1 protein-coding gene is annotated in these 18,476 nt (G+C 74.1%); it reads right to left on the bottom strand.

Going from position 1 to position 18,476, the window contains the following annotated elements:
• Position 1 precedes the first annotated feature (1 nt).
• Positions 2 to 18,442: a type I polyketide synthase gene (locus ACFZCD_RS02245; protein ID WP_391826956.1), complete on the bottom strand. Its 18,441-nt coding sequence runs from the start codon at positions 18,440 to 18,442 to the stop codon at positions 2 to 4.
• Positions 18,443 to 18,476 lie beyond the last annotated feature (34 nt).

The raw sequence follows: 18,476 nt of genomic DNA, 5'->3' as shown, positions 1-18,476 counted from the left end.
ACTAGGAATTTTCTAGATCTTGATCGATCAGATCGAAGATGTCGTCGATCGTCGCGTCCTGGAGCTGCCGCTGTGCGTCGGCGGATTCCGCTGCTTGTTCCGCGGTGGTGTTCACCAGGGACAGCAGCTCCTGCAGGCGCCTCCGCACCCCGGCGCGGACCGTCTCCTCGGCGGTGGCGCCCGTCGAGATCGCCGACTCCAGCCGGTCGAGCTCGCTGAAGACGGACACCTCGTCCGGGCCGGCCTCGCCGGTGAGTTCGCTCCGCAGGTGACGGGCGATCGCCTGGGGCGTCGGGTGGTCGAAGACCAGCGTCGCGGGCAGGGTCAGCCCGGTGTCGGCGGTGAGCAGGTTGCGCAGCTCCACCGCGGTGAGCGAGTCGAAGCCGAGCTCCCGGAACGCCAGGTCCGGTTCCACGGCGGCGGAGCCGCTGTGGCCGAGGACGGCCGCCGCGTGCGCGCACACGGTGTCCACGAGCAGCCGTTCCTGTTCGCCCTCGGACAGCCCGGACAGCTTCTCCTTCAGCGCGCTCGGTTCCGCGTCCTGTCCGGCGGGCTCCCCGGCCAGGGCGTCCCTGACCTCGGGCAGCTCGCTCAGCAGCGCGCTCGGCCTGCTGAGGGTGAACGGGACGACGAAGCGCTCCCAGTCCACGTCCGCCACGGTGACCGCGCCGTCGCCCTCGCTCAGCGCGGCGTGCAGCGCGGAGATCGCCCGGTCCGGCCGCAGGACGGTCAGGCCGCGCTGCCGCAGCCGCTCCTCGTCGCCGGTGTCGGCGACCATGCCGCCCTCGCCCCACGGGCCCCAGGCGACGGCGGTGGCGGCGAGGCCCCGGGCCCGCCGGTTCTCCGCCAGGCCGTCGAGGAAGGCGTTCGCGGCCGAGTACGCGGCCTGTCCGCCGCCTCCCCAGACACCGGAGATGGAGGAGAACAGGACGAAGGCGTCAAGCTCCTGATCGCCCAGCAGTTCGTCCAGGTGCACGGCCCCGAGGGCCTTCGCGGCGACGGTCGCCGCGAAGTCGCCGAGGCTGGTCTCGGCGAGCATGCCGGCCTCGGCGGTGCCGGCCGCGTGGACGACGGCGTTGACGGGGTGCTCGGCGAGCAGCACGGCCAGAGCGTCGCGATCGGCCACGTCACAGGCCGCGACCGTGACACGAGCGCCCAGCGCCTCCAGCGCGGACCGCAGTTCACCGGCGCCGGGGGCGTCGATGCCCCGGCGGCTGGTCAGCACGAGGTGCCCGGCACCCGCGCCCGCCAGCCAGCGGGCGACGTGCCCGCCCAGCGCACCCGTACCACCCGTGATCAGCACCGTGCCGCGCGGCGACCACGAGCGGCCCTTCCGCCCCGCGGGCACACGGGACAGCCGGCGGCCGAACACCCCGTGGGCGCGGATCGCGACCTGGTCCTCGGCCGACTGGCCGAGCACCGCGGCGAGACGGCCGGCGATGCGGTCGTCGATCACCTCCGGCAGGTCGATCAGCCCGCCCCAGCGCCGCGCGTGCTCCAGCGCCGCCACCCGGCCCAGACCCCACACCTGGGACTGGACGGGGTCGCCCGGCCCGTCGGCGGGGCTCACGCCCACCGTGTTCCGGGTCGCGCACCACAGCGGAGCGTCGAGCCCCGCGTCACCCAGTGCCTGGACGAGCAGGACGGACAGGGCGACGCCGGTGGTCAGGCCGGGGGTGAGAGCGGGAGAGCCGTCGACGGCGAGCAACGACAGGACGCCTGCCACGGCCTCCCCATCGGCCGCCTGGGCGAGCTGCGCCGCCAGGTCCTCGCGGCTGGTGGCCGGCTCGACCGGGACCGGCAGCGGGGTGAGGCCCTGCTCCGTCAGCCCGCGCAGGCAGGCGGTGATCCAGTCCCCACCGAGCTGAGCAGCGCTGACAGGAACCAGCCAGTGGCCGCTTCGGGCAGAGCCGTGGGAGTCGGGGATCCCTTTCCAGGTGACCCGGTAGCGCCAGTGGTCCACGGCGGACTGCTCTTTGCGCTGCCGCCGCCACGACGACAGCCGCGGCAGGACGTCACTGAACGTGTCCTCGGCACGGATGTCCAGAGTGCCGGCGAGGGCCTGCAGGTCCTCGCGCTCCACCGTTTCCCAGAACTCGGCGTCCACCGGATCGGCTGCCGCAGCGGCGGGTTCCTGCGCCTCCACCCAGTAGCGCTCGTGCTGGAAGGCGTACGTCGGCAGGTCGGCCTTCCGCGCTCCGGAGAAGAACACGTTCCAGTCCACCGCGACGCCATGCGTGTGCAGGTGCGCGAGGGCGGTGACGAGTGCCTGCCGCTCGGGGCGGTCGGCCCGCAGCACCGGCACGGTGAGCGCCTCGTCCACGCAGCCCTGTGCCATCCCGCTCAGCACGCCGCCCGGGCCGATCTCCACGAAGGTGGTGACACCCAGGTCACCGAGGGTCTGCACGCCGTCGGCGAAGCGGACGGCCTCGCGGACGTGGCGGACCCAGTACTCGGGGGTGTAGGGCTCGGCGAGGCGGCCGGTGAGGTTGGAGACGACGGGGATCGTGGGCTCGTTGAAGCTCAGGTCGCGGACGACGTCGGCGAACGCGTCGAGCATGGGGTCCATGAGCGGCGAGTGGAACGCGTGGCTGACCTTCAGTCGCGAGGTCTTACGGCCCTGCTCGGTGAAGACCGCGGCGATCTCCGTCACGGCGTCTTCGGCACCGGAAATCACCAGGGACTGCGGGCCGTTGATGGCCGCGATGCCCACGTGCTCGGTCAGGTGCGGCAAGATCTCGTCCTCGGTGGCCTGGACCGCGACCATCGCACCGCCCGCAGGCAGCGCCTGCATCAGCGCAGCACGCGCCGACACCAGCTTGGCCGCGTCCTCCAGGGACAGCACCCCGGCCACATGCACAGCCGCAATCTCACCCACCGAGTGACCTGCCACGTAGTCCGGCCGCACGCCCCACGACTCCAGCAGGCGGAACAGCGCCACCTCGACCGCGAACAGTGCGGGCTGGGTGCACCCGGTCTGGTGCAGCGTCTCGGCGTCGACGTCGACCGGTGCGTCCAGATGCGCGCACACCTCGTCGTACGCCTCCGCGAACACCGGGAACGCCTCGTACAGCTCACGGCCCATGCCGATCCGCTGTGACCCCTGACCGGAGAACAGGAACCCGGTCTTGCCGCCCGGCCGGCCCTGGACGACGCCGGGCGACGGCATTCCGGCGGCCAGGTAGCCCAGTCCGCGCAGGAATTCGTCGTGGCTCTCGCCGATCACGGCGGCCCGGTGGCGCAGGGCGGTCCGGGTGGTGGCCAGCGAGAAGCCGATGTCGGCCGGTGACATCCCGTCGTCCACGAAGGACAGCAGGCGGCGCGCCTGATCGCGCAGTGCCGCACTGCTCTTGGCGGAGAGCACCCAGGGCAGCAGGGCCGGTGCCGCCGGGGTGACGGCCTCGTCCTCGGCCGGAGCCGGCGGGGCCTGTTCGATGATGGTGTGGGCGTTGGTGCCGCTGACGCCGAAAGACGAGATGGCAGCACGCCGGGGCCGGTCCTCCGAAGGCCAGTCAATGGCCTCGGTCAGCAGCCGGACCTCACCCGCCGACCAGTCCACGTGCGGTGTCGGCTCATCGGCGTGGAGCGTCCGCGGGAGCACGCCGTGGCGCATCGCCATGACCATCTTGATGATGCCGCCGACACCGGCCGCAGCCTGGGCGTGACCGATGTTGGACTTCAGCGACCCCAGCCACAGCGGCCGGTCCTCCGGCCGCTCCTGGCCGTACGTGGCGATCAGCGCCTGCGCCTCGATCGGGTCGCCGAGCGTGGTGCCGGTGCCGTGTGCCTCGACCGCGTCCACGTCGGCCGGGGTGAGGCCGGCGGAGGCAAGGGCCTGCCGGATCACCCGCTGCTGGGCCGGGCCGTTCGGGGCGGTCAGGCCGTTGGACGCACCGTCCTGGTTGATGGCGCTGCCGCGGACGACCGCCAGGACCTGATGCCCGTTGCGCCGGGCGTCCGACAGCCGCTCCACCAGGAGCATGCCGACGCCCTCGGCCCAGCCGGTGCCGTCCGCGCCGGCGCCGAACGCCTTGCAGCGGCCGTCCGGGGCGAGGCCGCGCTGGCGGCTGAACTCCACGAAGGCGCGCGGGGTCGACATCACCATCACGCCGCCGGCCAGTGCCATCGAGCATTCGCCGTTGCGCAGTGCCTGGACGGCCCAGTGAAGGGCGACCAGGGACGACGAGCAGGCCGTGTCGACGGTGACCGCCGGGCCCTCCAGGCCGAGGGTGTAGGCGATGCGGCCGGACATGATGCTGGCGGAGTTGCCCGTGCCGAAGAAGCCCTCGGAGTCGTCGATCGCGTTGAACGCCTGTGCGGCGTAGTCCTGGTAGCCGGAGCCGACGAAGACTCCTGTACGGCTCCCCCGCACCGATTCCGCGTCGATGCCGGCCCGTTCGAACGTCTCCCACGTGGTCTCCAGCAGCAACCGCTGCTGCGGATCCATCGCCACGGCCTCACGCGGGCTGATCCCGAAGAACGCGGGGTCGAACTCCCCGGCCTCGTAGAGGAATCCGCCGCTGCGCGTGTACGTCTTGCCGGACGCGTCCGGGTCCGGGTCGTAGATGCCGTCCACGTCCCAGCCGCGGTCCGCCGGGAAGTCGCCGACGGCGTCTTCGCCGGAGATCACCAGTTTCCACAGGTCCTCGGGCGAACGCACACCACCCGGGTACCTGCACGCCATGCCGACGATCGCGATGGGGTCGTCGTCCGCGGCGGGCGCCGTGGCGGCCGTCTCCGTGGCGGTTTCGGTGGTGCTGCCGGTGAGCTCGGTGCGCAGCAGCCGGGCGAGGGCGTCGGCGTTGGGGTAGTCGAAGACCAGGGTGGGCGGGAGTGCGAGGCCGGTCTCCGCGTTGAGCTTGTTGCGGAGTTCGACGGCGGTCAGGGAGTCGAAGCCCAGGTCCTTGAAGGCCCGGTCGGCTTCGACCTCTCCGGCGCCGCTGTGGCCGAGGACGGCCGCCGCGTGCGTGCGGACGAGCTCGGTCAGCAGTGCGTGCTGCTCGGCCGCGGGCATCCCGGCGAGCCGGCCGGCCAGCGGCGAAGCGGCCGCGGTGCCGGTCTCGGAGGTCCCGTTCCCGGCGCTCAGGATCCGCCGGGTCTCCGGGAGGTCGCCGAGCAGTGCGCTCGGGCGGCCCACGGTGAACGGGGGGACGAAGCGCTCCCAGTCGATGTCGGCCACGGTCACGGCCGGTTCGCCGGAGTCGAGCGCCTGCCGGAGTCCGGACACGGCGAGGGCGGCGGGCATCGGGATCAGGCCGCGGCGGCGCAGTCGTTCGTCCGCGCCTTCGCTCTCGGCCATGCCGCCGCCGGCCCACGGGCCCCAGGCCACGGCGGTCGCGGTGAGGCCTCGGGCCCGGCGTCGTGCGGCGAGCCCGTCGAGGACGGCGTTGGCCGCCGCGTAGGCGGCCTGGTAGCCGCTGCCCCACACGCCCGCGATGGAGGAGAAGAGGACGAAGGCGTCCAGTTCCCGGTCGGCGAGGAGTTCGTCGAGGTGCAGCGCGCCGGCGGCCTTCGCGGACAGCACGTCGGCGAAGGAGGCCGGGGTCATGCCGTCCAGCGGCTCCAGGTGGTCCACGCCCGCGGTGTGCACGACGGCGTCGACCGGGTGCTCGGCGAGCAGTGCGGCCAGCGCCTCGCGGTCGGCGACGTCGCAGGCGGCGACGGTCACGCGGGCGCCTGCCGCCTCCAGTTCGGAGGCGAGGCCGGCCGCGCCGGGGGCGTCGGCGCCCCGGCGGCTGGTGAGCACGAGGTGCTCGGCGCCCGCACCGGCGAGCCAGCGGGCGACGTGCCCGCCCAGCGCGCCCGTACCGCCGGTGATCAGCACCGTGCCGCGGGGGGTCCACGGCTGCCCGGCCCTGCCGTTGCGGCGGGCGGCAGCGTGCGAGAGCCTGCGGCCGAACACGCCGCGGGAGCGGATCGCGACCTGGTCCTCGGCCGACTGGCCGAGCACCGCGGCGAGACGGCCGGCGACCCGGTCGTCGATCACCTCCGGCAGGTCGATCAGCCCGCCCCAGCGCCGCGCGTGCTCCAGCGCCGCCACCCGGCCCAGACCCCAGACGGCGTTCTGGACGGCGCTCGGCACCGCGTCCGCACGGCCGGTGGACATCGCCGACCTGGTCAGCGCCCACAGCGGGGCGTCGATGCCCGCGTCCCCCAGCGCCTGGACGAGGGTGAGGGACAGCACGGTGCCCACGGAGACGGCCGTGTGCCCGGGGTGCGGGCGCTCGTCGGTGCCGAGGAGGGAGACGACGCCTTCGACCGGTGTTCCGCCGGTCGCGGCGCCGAGCTGCCGCAGCAGCGTGCCGCGGTCGGCGGCCGGATCGACCACCACCGTGATCAGCCGGGCCCCGCGTGCGGTGAGTCCGCCGGCGACGGCGGCGCTCCAGTCGGTCTCCTCGGTGACCAAGAACAGCCACTCGCCGGTGAGTTCGTGGGTCCGGAGACCGCTCAGCGGCTTCCAGCCGGCGCGGTAGGACCAGCCTTCCACCGCGGATTCCCGGCGCTGCTGCCTGCGCCACGCGGACAGCCGGGGCAGCACCGCGTCCAGCTGCTCGGCGGGCAGGTCGAGGGTGGCGGCGAGGGACTGGACGTCCTCGCGCTCCACCGTCTCCCAGAAGCCCGCCTCGGCGCTGCCGGTGCCTGCGGCAGCTGCAGCCGCGGGGGCGGCCGTCTCCAGCCAGTACCGCTGGTGCTGGAAGGCGTACGTCGGCAGGTCCGCCCGGCGGGCGCCCCGGCCGGCGAAGAACGCGCTCCAGTCGACGGGCACGCCGGCCACGTGAAGCTGTGCGACGGCGCTCGTGATCGCTTCGGGTTCCGGGCTGCCGGCCCGTACGGCGGGCACGGTGCGGGCGCCGTCCAGGCAGTCCTGGGCCATCGCACTCAGCACCCCGCCGGGGCCGATCTCCACGAAGGTGGTGACGCCCTGTTCGCCCAGGGTCCTGATGCCGTCGGCGAAGCGCACCGCCTCGCGGACGTGCCGGACCCAGTACTCGGCCGTGTAGCTGTCCACGAGCTGGCCGGTCACGTTGGAGACGACCGGGATCCGCGGCTCGCTGAAGGACAGCCCCCGTACGACCTGCGCGAACTCGTCGAGCATGGGGTCCATGAGCGGCGAGTGGAAGGCGTGGCTGACCTTGAGCCGGGAGGTCTTGCGGCCCTGCTCGGTGAAGACCGCAGCGATCTCCGTCACGGCATCTTCGGCACCGGAGACCACCACGGACCGCGGCCCGTTGACGGCGGCGATGCTCACCCGGCCGGTGAGGTGCGGCAGGACCTCGTCCTCGGTGGCCTGCACGGCGACCATGGCGCCGGCGGCGGGCAGGGCCTGCATCAGCCGGGCGCGGGCCGTGACCAGGACGGCCGCGTCGTCGAGCGACAGCGCTCCGGCCACGTGGGCCGCGGCGATCTCGCCGACGGAGTGGCCGGCCAGGCAGCCGGGCCGCACGCCCCACGACTCCAGCAGGCGGTGGAGGGCGACCTCGGTCGCGAACAGGGCGGGCTGGGTGAAGACCGTACGGTTCAGCTCGTCGCCGTCCTCGGCGAAGACCACGTCCCGCAGCGGCCGGTCGAGGTGCCGGTCGAGGTGGGCGCACACCTCGTCGTAGGCCTCCGCGAAGACCGGGAACGCCTCGTACAGTTCACGGCCCATGCCGGGTCGCTGCGATCCCTGACCGGAGAAGAGGAACCCGGTCTGGCCGGCGTCGGCGCGGCCGCGCAGGACACCGGGGGCGGGCGCCCCCGACACCAGGGCCCGCAGGCCCTCGGCGATCCGCTCGCGGTCGGCGCCGACCACGGCGGCCCGGTGCTCCAGTGCGGCACGGGTGGTGGCCAGCGAGAGGCCCACGTCGGCGAGGGACGGCCCGGCGTCCTCCGCGGCGAGGGACAGCAGGCGCTCGGCCTGGTCCCGCAGGGCGGCCTCGGACTTGCCGGACAGCACCCACGGCACGGTCGCGGAGGCGACTTCGACCGGGGCGACGGCGACCGGTTCCGCGACCGGGGCCTGCTCGATGATGGTGTGGGCGTTGGTGCCGCTGACGCCGAAGGACGAGACGGCGGCGCGGCGCGGGTGGCCGGTCTCCGGCCAGTCGACGGCCTCGGTCAGCAGCCGCACCGCGCCCGCGGACCAGTCCACGTGCGGCGTCGGCTCGTCCGCGTGCAGGGTCCGCGGCAGCAGACCGTGCCGCATCGCCATCACCATCTTGATCACGCCGGCGACGCCGGACGCGGCCTGGGCGTGGCCGATGTTGGACTTCAGCGAGCCCAGCCACAGCGGCGCGTCCTCGGAGCGGCCCTGGCCGTACGTCGCCAGCAGGGCCTGCGCCTCGATGGGGTCGCCCAGCGCGGTACCGGTGCCGTGCGCCTCCACCGCGTCCACGTCGGTCTCGGTGAGCCCGGCGGAGGCCAGGGCCTGCCGGATCACCCGCTGCTGCGCCGGGCCGTTCGGGGCGGTCAGGCCGTTGGACGCGCCGTCCTGGTTGATGGCGCTGCCCCGCACGACGGCGAGGACGTCGTGGCCGTTGCGCACGGCGTCGCTGAGGCGCTCGACGAGCACCACGCCGACGCCCTCCGCCCAGCCGGTGCCGTCCGCGCCGGCGCCGAACGCCTTGCAGCGGCCGTCGGCGGACAGCCCGCGCTGCCGGCTGAACTCCACGAACGCGGCCGGTACGGCCATGACGTTCACGCCGCCCGCGACGGCCATCGTGCTCTCGCCGTTGCGCAGCGACTGGATGGCCAGGTGCAGGGCGACCAGCGACGACGAGCACGCCGTGTCGACGGTGACCGCCGGCCCCTCCAGGCCGAACGAGTAGGCCACGCGCCCGGAGACGACGCTGGCGGCGCTGCCGGTGAGCAGGTGGCCCTCGACGCCGTCGGGGACCTGCGGGAGACCGGCGCCGTAGCCCTGGTAGGACATGCCGACGAACACGCCCGTGCGGCTGCCCTTCAGCGAGGCCGGGTCGATGCCGGCGCGCTCGAACGCCTCCCACGACGCCTCCAGCAGCAGTCGCTGCTGCGGGTCCATCGCCAGCGCCTCGCGCGGCGAGATCCCGAACAGTGCGGCGTCGAAGTCGCCCGCGTCGTAGAGGAAGCCGCCGTCGCGGGCGTACGTCTTGCCCGGGGTGCCGGGGTCGGGGTCGTAGAGGCCGTCGATGTCCCAGCCGCGGTCCTCGGGGAAGCCGGCAATGGCGTCGCCGCCGGACAGCACGAGCTGCCACAGGTCCTCGGGCGAGCCCACGCCGCCGGGCAGGCGGCAGCTCATGGCGACGATCGCGATGGGTTCGTCGTCGGTGGCGGCCGTGCTGCTCTGTTCCTGCAGCGCGGCGGCCCGGGAGCCGAGCAGTTCGGTGTGCAGGAACCGGGCCAGGGCGGTGGCGTTCGGGTAGTCGAAGACCAGCGTGGTGGGCAGCTTCAGGCCGGTGTCGGCCGTGAGCTTGTTGCGCAGTTCGACGGCGGTGAGCGAGTCGAAGCCGAGGTCGTTGAACGCCCGGCCGGGCTCCACCGCCGCGGTGCCGCCGTGGCCGAGCACGGCAGCGGCGTGGGTGCGGACGAGGTCCACCAGGGTGCGGTCCTGCTCACTCGCCGGCAGCCCGGCCAGCTTCGCGGCCAGCGCGTTGCCAGCCTCGGCGCCGCCGGACGCCGGGGCGTCCAGCGCGCGGCGCGCCTCGGGCACGTCGGAGAACAGCGCGCTCGGGCGGCCGACCGTGAACGGCCCGATGAACCGCTCCCATTCGAAGTCCGCCACGGTCAGGGCGGTCTCGTCGTCGGCCAGCGCCTGCTGCAGCGCGGTGATCGCGCGTTCGGGCTGCATGGGCGGCAGGCCACGGCGGCGGAGCATCTCCTCGCCGTCGCCGACGCCGGCCATGCCGCCCTCGGCCCAGCCGCCCCAGGAGACGGCGAGAGCGGTGCGCCCGCGGGCCCGCCGGTATGCGGCCAGGGCGTCCAGGTAGGCGTTGGCCGCCGAGTAGGCGCCCTGGCCGGCGCCGCCCCAGATGCCGGCGCCCGAGGAGAACAGGACGAACGCGTCCAGGTCCTGATCGGCCAGCAGCTCGTCCAGGTGCTGCGCACCCGTCGCCTTCGCCGACACCGTGCCGGCGAAGGCAGCGGGCCCGGTGTCCTCGATCATGGCGTGGTCGCCGACGCCGGCCGCGTGCACGACGGCGTTGACGGGGTGGGCGGCCAGCAGTGCCTGCAGGGCGTCCCGGTCGGCCGCGTCGCAGGCCACGACGGTCGCGGTGGCGCCGAGTTCCGCCAGCTCCGCGACGAGTTCGGCGGCGCCGGGGGCGTCCGCTCCCCGGCGGCTGGTGAGCACCAGGTGCTCGGCGCCCGCACCGGCCAGCCAGCGGGCGACGTGCCCGCCCAGCGCACCCGTACCACCGGTGATCAGCACGGTGCCGCGCGGCGACCAGTTCCGGGCGGCGTCGGTGGCGCGGCCGGCCCGGACGAGCCGGCGGCCGAAGACGCCCGAGGCGCGGACCGCCACCTGGTCCTCGGCGGTCTGCCCCAGGACGGCGGCCACGCGGGCCGCGGTCCGGGCGTCGAGCAGCTCGGGGAGGTCGAGGAGACCGCCCCAGCGCTGCGGGTACTCCAGCGCCGCCGCCCGGCCGAAGCCCCACACCTGCGACTGCACCGGCCGGTCCACGCGGTCGGAGCGACCGGTGGCCACCGCGCCGCGGGTGGCGCACCACAGCGGCGCGTCGATGCCCGCGTCGCCGAGTGCCTGCACCAGGCAGAGGGTGGAGGCGAGGCCGTGCGGCAGGGCGGGGTGGCCGGCGGAGGCGCTCTCGTCCTCGGCCAGCAGCGACAGCACGCCGGCCACGGGGCCGGCGCCGGCCAGCTCGCGGGCCAGGGTCGCCCGGTCGGTGCCGGGCCCGGCGACGAGGGTCACCAGCTCCAGGCCGCGCTCGCCGAGCGCGGTGCGGACCGAGGCGGCCCACTCGCTCTCCGCGGCCACCACGAGCAGCCAGGTGCCGGACGCGCCGCCCTCGGGGAGCGCGCCGAGCGGCTTCCAGGTGACGTGGTACCGCCAGCCGTCGACCACGGACTGCTCGCGGCGCTGCCGCCGCCACGCGGAGAGCCGGGGCAGGATCGCGGCCAGCGAAGCGTCCGCGCCGACGCCCAGGGACGCGGCGAGGGACTCCACGTCCTCCCGCTCCACGGTGTCCCAGAAACCGGAGTCCGCCGCGTCGGCCGGAGCACCCGTGGCGGCCGGGTCCTCGTCTCCCTCCAGCCAGTACCGCTCGCGCTGGAAGGCGTACGTGGGCAGGGTGACGCGACGGGCGCCGGGGAAGAACGCCGGCCAGTCCGCGGAGACGCCGTGGACGTGCAGTTCGGCGAGCGCGGAGGTGACGGCCTGCGGCTCGGGGCGGTCGGCGCGGAGGGCGGGGACGGTGATCGCGTCGTCCACGCAGGCCTGGACGAGGGCGCTGAGGATGCCGCCGGGGCCGACCTCTACGAAGGTGGTGACACCGAGGTCGTGGAGGGTCTGCACGCCGTCGGCGAAGCGGACCGCTTCACGGACGTGACGGACCCAGTACTCGGCGGTGTAGGGCTCGGCGAGACGGCCGGTGAGGTTGGAGACGACCGGGATCTGCGGCGCGTTGAAGGACAGACCGCTGACGACCTCGGCGAATTCGTCGAGCATGGGGTCCATGAGCGGCGAGTGGAACGCGTGGCTGACCTTCAAACGCGAGGTCTTACGGCCCTGCTGCTTGAAGACCTCGGCGATTGCGGTCACGGCATCTTCGGCGCCGGAGATCACCACGGACTGCGGGCCGTTGATGGCCGCAATGCCCACCTGATCGGTCAAGTGCGGCAGAACTTCGTCCTCGGTCGCCTGGACCGCGACCATCGCCCCGCCCGCAGGCAGCGCCTGCATCAGCGCAGCACGCGCCGACACCAGCTTCGCCGCGTCGTCGAGCGACAGCACACCCGCCACATGCGCGGCAGCAATCTCGCCTACGGAGTGACCGGCCACGTAGTCGGGACGGATCCCCCACGAGGCGAGCAGGCGGAACAGCGCCACCTCGACCGCGAACAGCGCAGGCTGCGTCGAACCCGTCTGGTGGAGCGTTTCCGCATCGACGTCGACCGGCGCATCCAGCCGCGCGCACACCTCGTCGTACGCATCGGCGAACACCGGGAACGTCGCGTAGAGCTCCCGGCCCATGCCCAGGTGCTGCGAGCCCTGGCCGGAGAACAGGAACCCGGTCTTGCCTTCGCTGCGGGCGCGGCCCAGGGTCACGTTCGCTGCGGGCTCGCCCGCCACGAGAGCTGCCAGCGCCTGCCGGAGTTCGTCCGCGCTCTGCGCCACGAGCACCGCACGGTCCTCGAACGTCTCGCGGGAAGCGAGGGACAGGCCGATGCCGGCAGCCGTCCACCCGGGCTGTGCGTCGAGGTGGTCGGCCAGCCGGGCCGCCTGGGCGCGCAGCGCCGGTTCGCCCTTGCCCGACAGCACCCACGGCACGACCGCACCGGAGTCGGGCGCCGGGGGCAGCTCGGCCGCTACGGGGGCCTGTTCGATGATGGTGTGGGCGTTGGTGCCGCTGACGCCGAAGGACGAGACCGCGGCGCGCCGGGGCCGGTCCTCCGAGGGCCAGTCGACGGCCTCGGTCAGCAGCCGGACCTCGCCGGCCGACCAGTCCACGTGCGGCGTGGGCTCATCCACGTGCAGCGTCTGCGGCAGCACGCCGTGGCGCATCGCCATGACCATTTTGATCACGCCGGCGACGCCCGCGGCGGCCTGCGTGTGACCGATGTTGGACTTCAGCGAACCCAGCCACAACGGCCGGTCCTCCGGCCGCTCCTGACCGTACGTGGCGAGCAGCGCCTGCGCCTCGATCGGGTCACCGAGGGTGGTGCCGGTGCCGTGTGCCTCGACCGCGTCCACGTCGGCCGGGGTCAGGCCGGCGGAGGCAAGGGCCTGCCGGATCACCCGCTGCTGCGCCGGACCGTTCGGGGCGGTCAGGCCGTTGGACGCGCCGTCCTGGTTGACGGCCGATCCGCGGACGACCGCCAGCACCTCGTGGCCGTTGCGCACGGCGTCGGAGAGGCGCTCGACCAGCACCACGCCCACGCCTTCGGACCAGCCGGTGCCGTCCGCGCCGGCGCCGAACGCCCGGCAGCGGCCGTCGGGCGAGAGGCCTCGCTGGCGGCTGAACTCGACGAAGACGTTGGGGCTGGCCATGACGGTCACGCCGCCGGCCAGGGCCATCGTGCACTCGCCGCTCCGCAGGGACTGCACGGCGAGGTGGAGGGCGACCAGGGACGAGGAGCAGGCCGTGTCGATCGTGACCGCCGGGCCTTCGAGGCCGAAGGTGTAGGCCACCCGGCCGGAGACGACGCTGGACGCGCCGCCGACCAGCCGGTGTCCCTCGACGCCTTCGGGCGTCCGGCGCACGTCGGCTCCGTAGCCCTGGTAGGCCATGCCGACGAACACGCCGGTCCGGCTGCCGCGCAGTTGGGCGGGGGTGATCCCCGCCCGCTCGAAGGCCTCCCACGAGGTCTCCAGCAGCAGCCGCTGCTGCGGGTCCATCGCCAGGGCCTCGCGCGGCGAGATCCCGAAGAAGGCGGCGTCGAAGTCGGTGGCGTCGTAGAGGAAGCCGCCGTCGCGCGCGTACGTCTTGCCGAGGCGCTCGGGGTCCGGGTCGTAGAGGGTGTCGGTGTCCCAGCCACGGTCGGACGGGAACGCGGAGATGGCGTCGCCGCCGGAGGCCACCAGGTCCCACAGTGCCTCGGGCGAGTCGACCCCGCCGGGCAGGTGGCAGCTCATCGCCACGATCGCGATGGGTTCGTCGTCGGCGGCGGCCGCGCCGTGCTCCTGCAGCGCGGCGGCCTGCGCTCCGAGCAGTTCGCTCTGGAGGAAGCGGGCGAGGGCGGTGGCGTTGGGGTAGTCGAAGACCAGGGTGGGCGGCAGCGCGAGGCCGGTCGCCGCGTTGACCTTGTTGCGGAGTTCGACGGCGGTGAGCGAGTCGAAGCCGAGGTCCTTGAAGGCCCGGTCCGGCTCCACCTCCGCCGCCGAAGCGTGGCCCAGGACGGCCGCGACATGGGCGCGGACCAAGTCGAGCAGGGTCTCGGTGCGCTCGGCCTCGGAGAGTCCGGCGAGCCGGCCCGCGAGAGAGGCGGTGCCCGCGGCGGCGTCCGCCGGGGTGGCGTCCGCGGCGCGGCGCACCTCGGGCAGTTCGGACAGCAGGGCGCTCGGGCGGCCGAGGGTGAACGGTCCGATGAAGCGTTCCCACTCGATGTCCGCCACGACGACGGCGGTTTCGTCGGCGTCCAGTGCGCGCTGGACGGCGGTCACGGCGAGTGCGGCGGGCAGGGTGATGACGCCGCGGCGGCGCAGGTGCTCCTCGTCGGCGTCGGTGACCATGCCGCCGTCGGCCCAGGGGCCCCAGGCGATGGCCGTGGCGGCCAGGCCCTTGGCCCGCCGCCGGGCGGCGAGCCCGTCGAGGAAGGCGTTGGCGGCCGCGTAGGCGGTCTGCAGGCCGCTGCCCCACACGCCGGCGATCGAGGAGAAGAGCACGAAGGCGTCGAGTTCCTGCTCGCCCAGCAGCTCGTCCAGGTGCGTGGCGCCGCCGGTCTTCGCCGCCATGGTGCGGGCGAAGTCGGCCGGGGTCAGCTCGTCGAAGGGGGCGAGCTGCTCCACGCCCGCGGCGTGGAAGACGGCGGTGAAGGTGTGCTCGGCGAGCAGCGCCGCCACCGCGTCGCGATCGGCGACGTCGCACGCGGCGAGGGTGACCCGCGCGCCGGAAGCCTCCAGTTCGGCCTTCAGCTCGGCCGCTCCGGGGGCGTCCGCTCCCCGGCGGCCGGCGAGCACCAGGTGCTCGGCGCCCGCACCGGCCAGCCAGCGGGCGATGTGCCCGCCCAGCGCACCCGTACCACCGGTGATCAGCACCGTGCCGCGCGGCGACCACGACCGTCGCCCGGCGCCGCTCGGGGCGTGGGTGAGCCGGGCGGTGAACACGCCGGACGCACGGACGGCGACCTGGTCCTCCGGCGTCCCGGCGACCGGGCCCTCCGAAGTGCCGGTGCTCCGGCTCAGCACCGCGGCGATACGGCCGGCAGCGCGGTCATCGACCGTCGTGGGCAAGTCGAGCAGGCCGCCCCAGCGCTGCGGGTGCTCCAGGGCCAGGGTACGGCCGAGGCCCCACACCTGGTGCTGTACGGCGCTGAGCGGTGCGTCGTCCGAGCGGCCGGTGGCGGCCGCACCCCGGGTGACGCACCACAGCGGCGCGTCGAGGCCCGCGTCCCCGAGGGCCTGGGCCAGGGCCACGGTCCGCACGAACCCCCGGGAGATCCCGGGGTGTTCGGTCGAGGCGGTCTCGTCGAGGGCGAGCAGCGACAGCACGCCGTCGAGCGGTTCGGATCCGGAGGCGGCCCGGGCCAGCTCGGCGGCCAGGGACTCTCGGCTAGTGTCCGCGCCGATCGTCAGCGGGACCAGGTGCGCACCGCGTGCTTCGAGGGCCGCACGGACCGTCCCGGCCCACTCGTCACCCTCGGGCGCGGCGAACAGCCAAGTGCGGCCGGACAGGTCCGCGGCGGGCAGACCGGTCAGCGGCTGCCAGGTCAGCCGGTAGCGCCAGCCGTCCACGACGGACTGCTCGCGCCGCTGCCGCCGCCAGGCGGACAGCTTCGGGACCACGACGTCCAGTTCCTCCGGGCTCAGCCCCAGGGTGGCGGCGAGCGACTGGGCGTCCTCGCGTTCGACGCTCGCCCAGAACTCGGCGTCGACCGCGTCCACGACGGCCGCCTCGGCCTCGGGGGCCTCCAGCCAGTACCGCTGCTGCTGGAAGGCGTAGGTGGGCAGGTCGACGCGGCGAGCACCGGGGAAGAGCGCCTGCCAGTCCGGGGAGATGCCGTGCACGTGCAGCTCGGCGAGTGCGGTGGTGACGGCCTGCGGTTCGGGGCGGTCGGCGCGGAGGGCGGGGACGGTGATCGCGTCGTCCACGCAGGCCTGGACGAGGGCGCTGAGGACGCCGCCGGGGCCGATCTCCACGAAGGTCGTGACGTTCAGGTCGTGGAGGGTCTGGACGCCGTCGGCGAAACGGACGGCCTCGCGGACGTGGCGGACCCAGTAGTCGGGGGTGTAGGGCTCGGCGAGACGGCCGGTGAGGTTGGAGACGACCGGGATCTGCGGCTCGTGGAAGCTCAGGCCGCTAACGACCTCGGCGAACTCGTCGAGCATGGGATCCATGAGCGGCGAGTGGAACGCGTGGCTGACCTTCAGACGCGAGGTCTTACGACCCTGCTGCTTGAAGACCTCAGCAATCGCCGTGACCTCGTCCTCGGACCCGGAAACCACCACGGACTGCGGACCATTGATCGCCGCAATGCCCACCTGATCGGTCAGATGCGGAAGCACCTCATCCTCGGTCGCCTGCACGGCCACCATCGCACCGCCCGAAGGCAGCGCCTGCATCAGCGCAGCACGCGCCGACACCAACTTCGCCGCATCCTCCAGCGACAGCACACCCGCCACATGGGCAGCCGCGATCTCGCCTACCGAATGACCGGCCACGTAATCCGGCCGCACCCCCCACGACTCCAGCAACCGGAACAGTGCCACCTCGACCGCGAACAACGCAGGCTGCGTGCACCCGGTCTGGTTCAGCTCGTCCGCGCCGGCGTCGAGCGACACGTCGAGATGTGCGCGGACCTCGTCGTAGGCCGCGGCGAAGGCCGGGAAGGCGTCGTAGAGCTCGCGCCCCATGCCGACCCGCTGCGAGCCCTGGCCGGAGAACAGGAACCCGGTCTTGTCACCGGAGCGGGCCGTGCCCTGGACCACCGAAGCAGACGGGGTCCCCGTCGCCAGCGCCCGTACGCCCTCGGTGAGTTCTTCCAGGCTCTCGCCGACGACGGCCGCCCGCCGGTCCCAGGCGGTGCGCGTCGTGGCGAGGGAGAAGCCGATGCCGGCCGGCGACTGCCCGGAGCCGCTCTCCAGGAAGGACACCAGGCGCTCCGCCTGGGCCCGCAGGCCCGCGTCGCTCTTCGCCGAGAGCACCCACGGCAGCACACCCGCGGCGGGGGCCTCGGCCGGCGGCTCTCCGGCGGGCTCCTCGTCGAGTACGGGGGCCTGCTCGATGATCGTGTGCGCGTTGGTGCCGCTGACGCCGAAGGACGAGACGGCTGCCCGGCGGGGGTGGTCGGACTCGGGCCACTGCACGGCCTCGGTCAGCAGCTTGACGCCGCCGGCCGACCAGTCGACCTGTGAGGTCGGCTCGTCCACGTGCAGCGTCTGCGGCAGCACGCCGTTGCGGATGGCCATCACCATCTTGATGACGCCGGCGACGCCGGAGGCGGCCTGGGTGTGACCGATGTTCGACTTGATGGAACCCAGCCACAGCGGCCGGTCCTCCGGGTGCTCCTGGCCGTACGTGGCGAGCAGCGCCTCGGCCTCGATCGGGTCGCCGAGGGTGGTGGCCGTGCCGTGCGCCTCGACCGCGTCGACCTGGGAGGCGGTGAGCCGGGCGTTCTCCAGCGCCTGCTGGATCACGCGCACCTGTGACGGGCCGTTCGGGGCGGTCAGGCCGTTGGAGGCGCCGTCCTGGTTCACGGCGCTGCCGCGGATGACGGCGAGCACGTCGTGGCCGAGCCGGCGGGCGTCGGAGAGGCGCTCCAGCAGGAGCACGCCGACGCCCTCGGACATGCCCGTGCCGTCGGCGGTCGACGAGAAGGCGCGGCAGCGGCCGTCGGGCGACAGGCCGCGCTGTGCGCTGAACGCGATGAAGGTGTTCGGCGTGGCCATCACGGTCACGCCGCCGGCCAGCGCCAGCGAGCACTCGTCCCGGCGCAGTGCCTGGGCGGCGAGGTGCAGGGCCACGAGCGAGGACGAGCAGGCCGTGTCGACGGTGACGGCGGGGCCTTCGAGGCCGAGGGCGTACGAGATGCGGCCGGACACGACGGCGGCGGTGTTCGCGGTGACGAGGTGGGCCTCGATGTCGCTGTCGCCCTGCCGCTGGAGGTAGGCGTGGTCCTGGCCGTTGGTGCCGACGAACACGCCGGCGCGCGTGCCCCGGGCGGTGACGGGGTCGATGCCCGCGCGTTCGAAGGCCTCCCAGGAGGTCTGCAGCAGCAGCCGCTGCTGCGGGTCCATGACCAGGGCCTCGCGGGGGGAGATCCCGAAGAACGCGGGGTCGAACTCGGCGGCGTCGTGGAGGAAGCCGCCCTCGCGCACGTACGTCCGGCCCGTGCGGCCGGGGTCGGGGTCGTAGAGCGCGTCCATGTCCCAGCCGCGGTCGGCGGGGAACGCGGTCACGCCGTCGCCGCCCGAGGAGACCAGGCGCCACAGGTCCTCGGGCGAGCCGACCCCGCCCGGGTAGCGGCAGGCCATCCCGACGATGGCGATGGGCTCGGTGTCCTTCGCCTCCAGCTCACCCAGCTGCCTGCGGGTGTGGCGCAGGTCCACCATCACGCGCTTGAGGTAGTCCCTCAGCTTGTCGTCGTTCGACATGTTTTACGTCCTCGGTAGCAGTGCGTGAGAAGAG

The sequence above is a fragment of the Streptomyces sp. NPDC008001 genome, assembly GCF_042958085.1.
Classification (GTDB): domain Bacteria; phylum Actinomycetota; class Actinomycetes; order Streptomycetales; family Streptomycetaceae; genus Streptomyces.
The sequence above is the reverse complement of the archived record's forward strand: the minus strand, read 5'-3'. Positions and strand labels throughout refer to the sequence as shown.

Excerpts from the sequence above, each read along its gene's own strand:
- ACFZCD_RS02245 (WP_391826956.1), bottom strand. The coding sequence starts at position 18,442 with ATGTCGAACGACGACAAGCTGAGGGACTACCTCAAGCGCGTGATGGTG.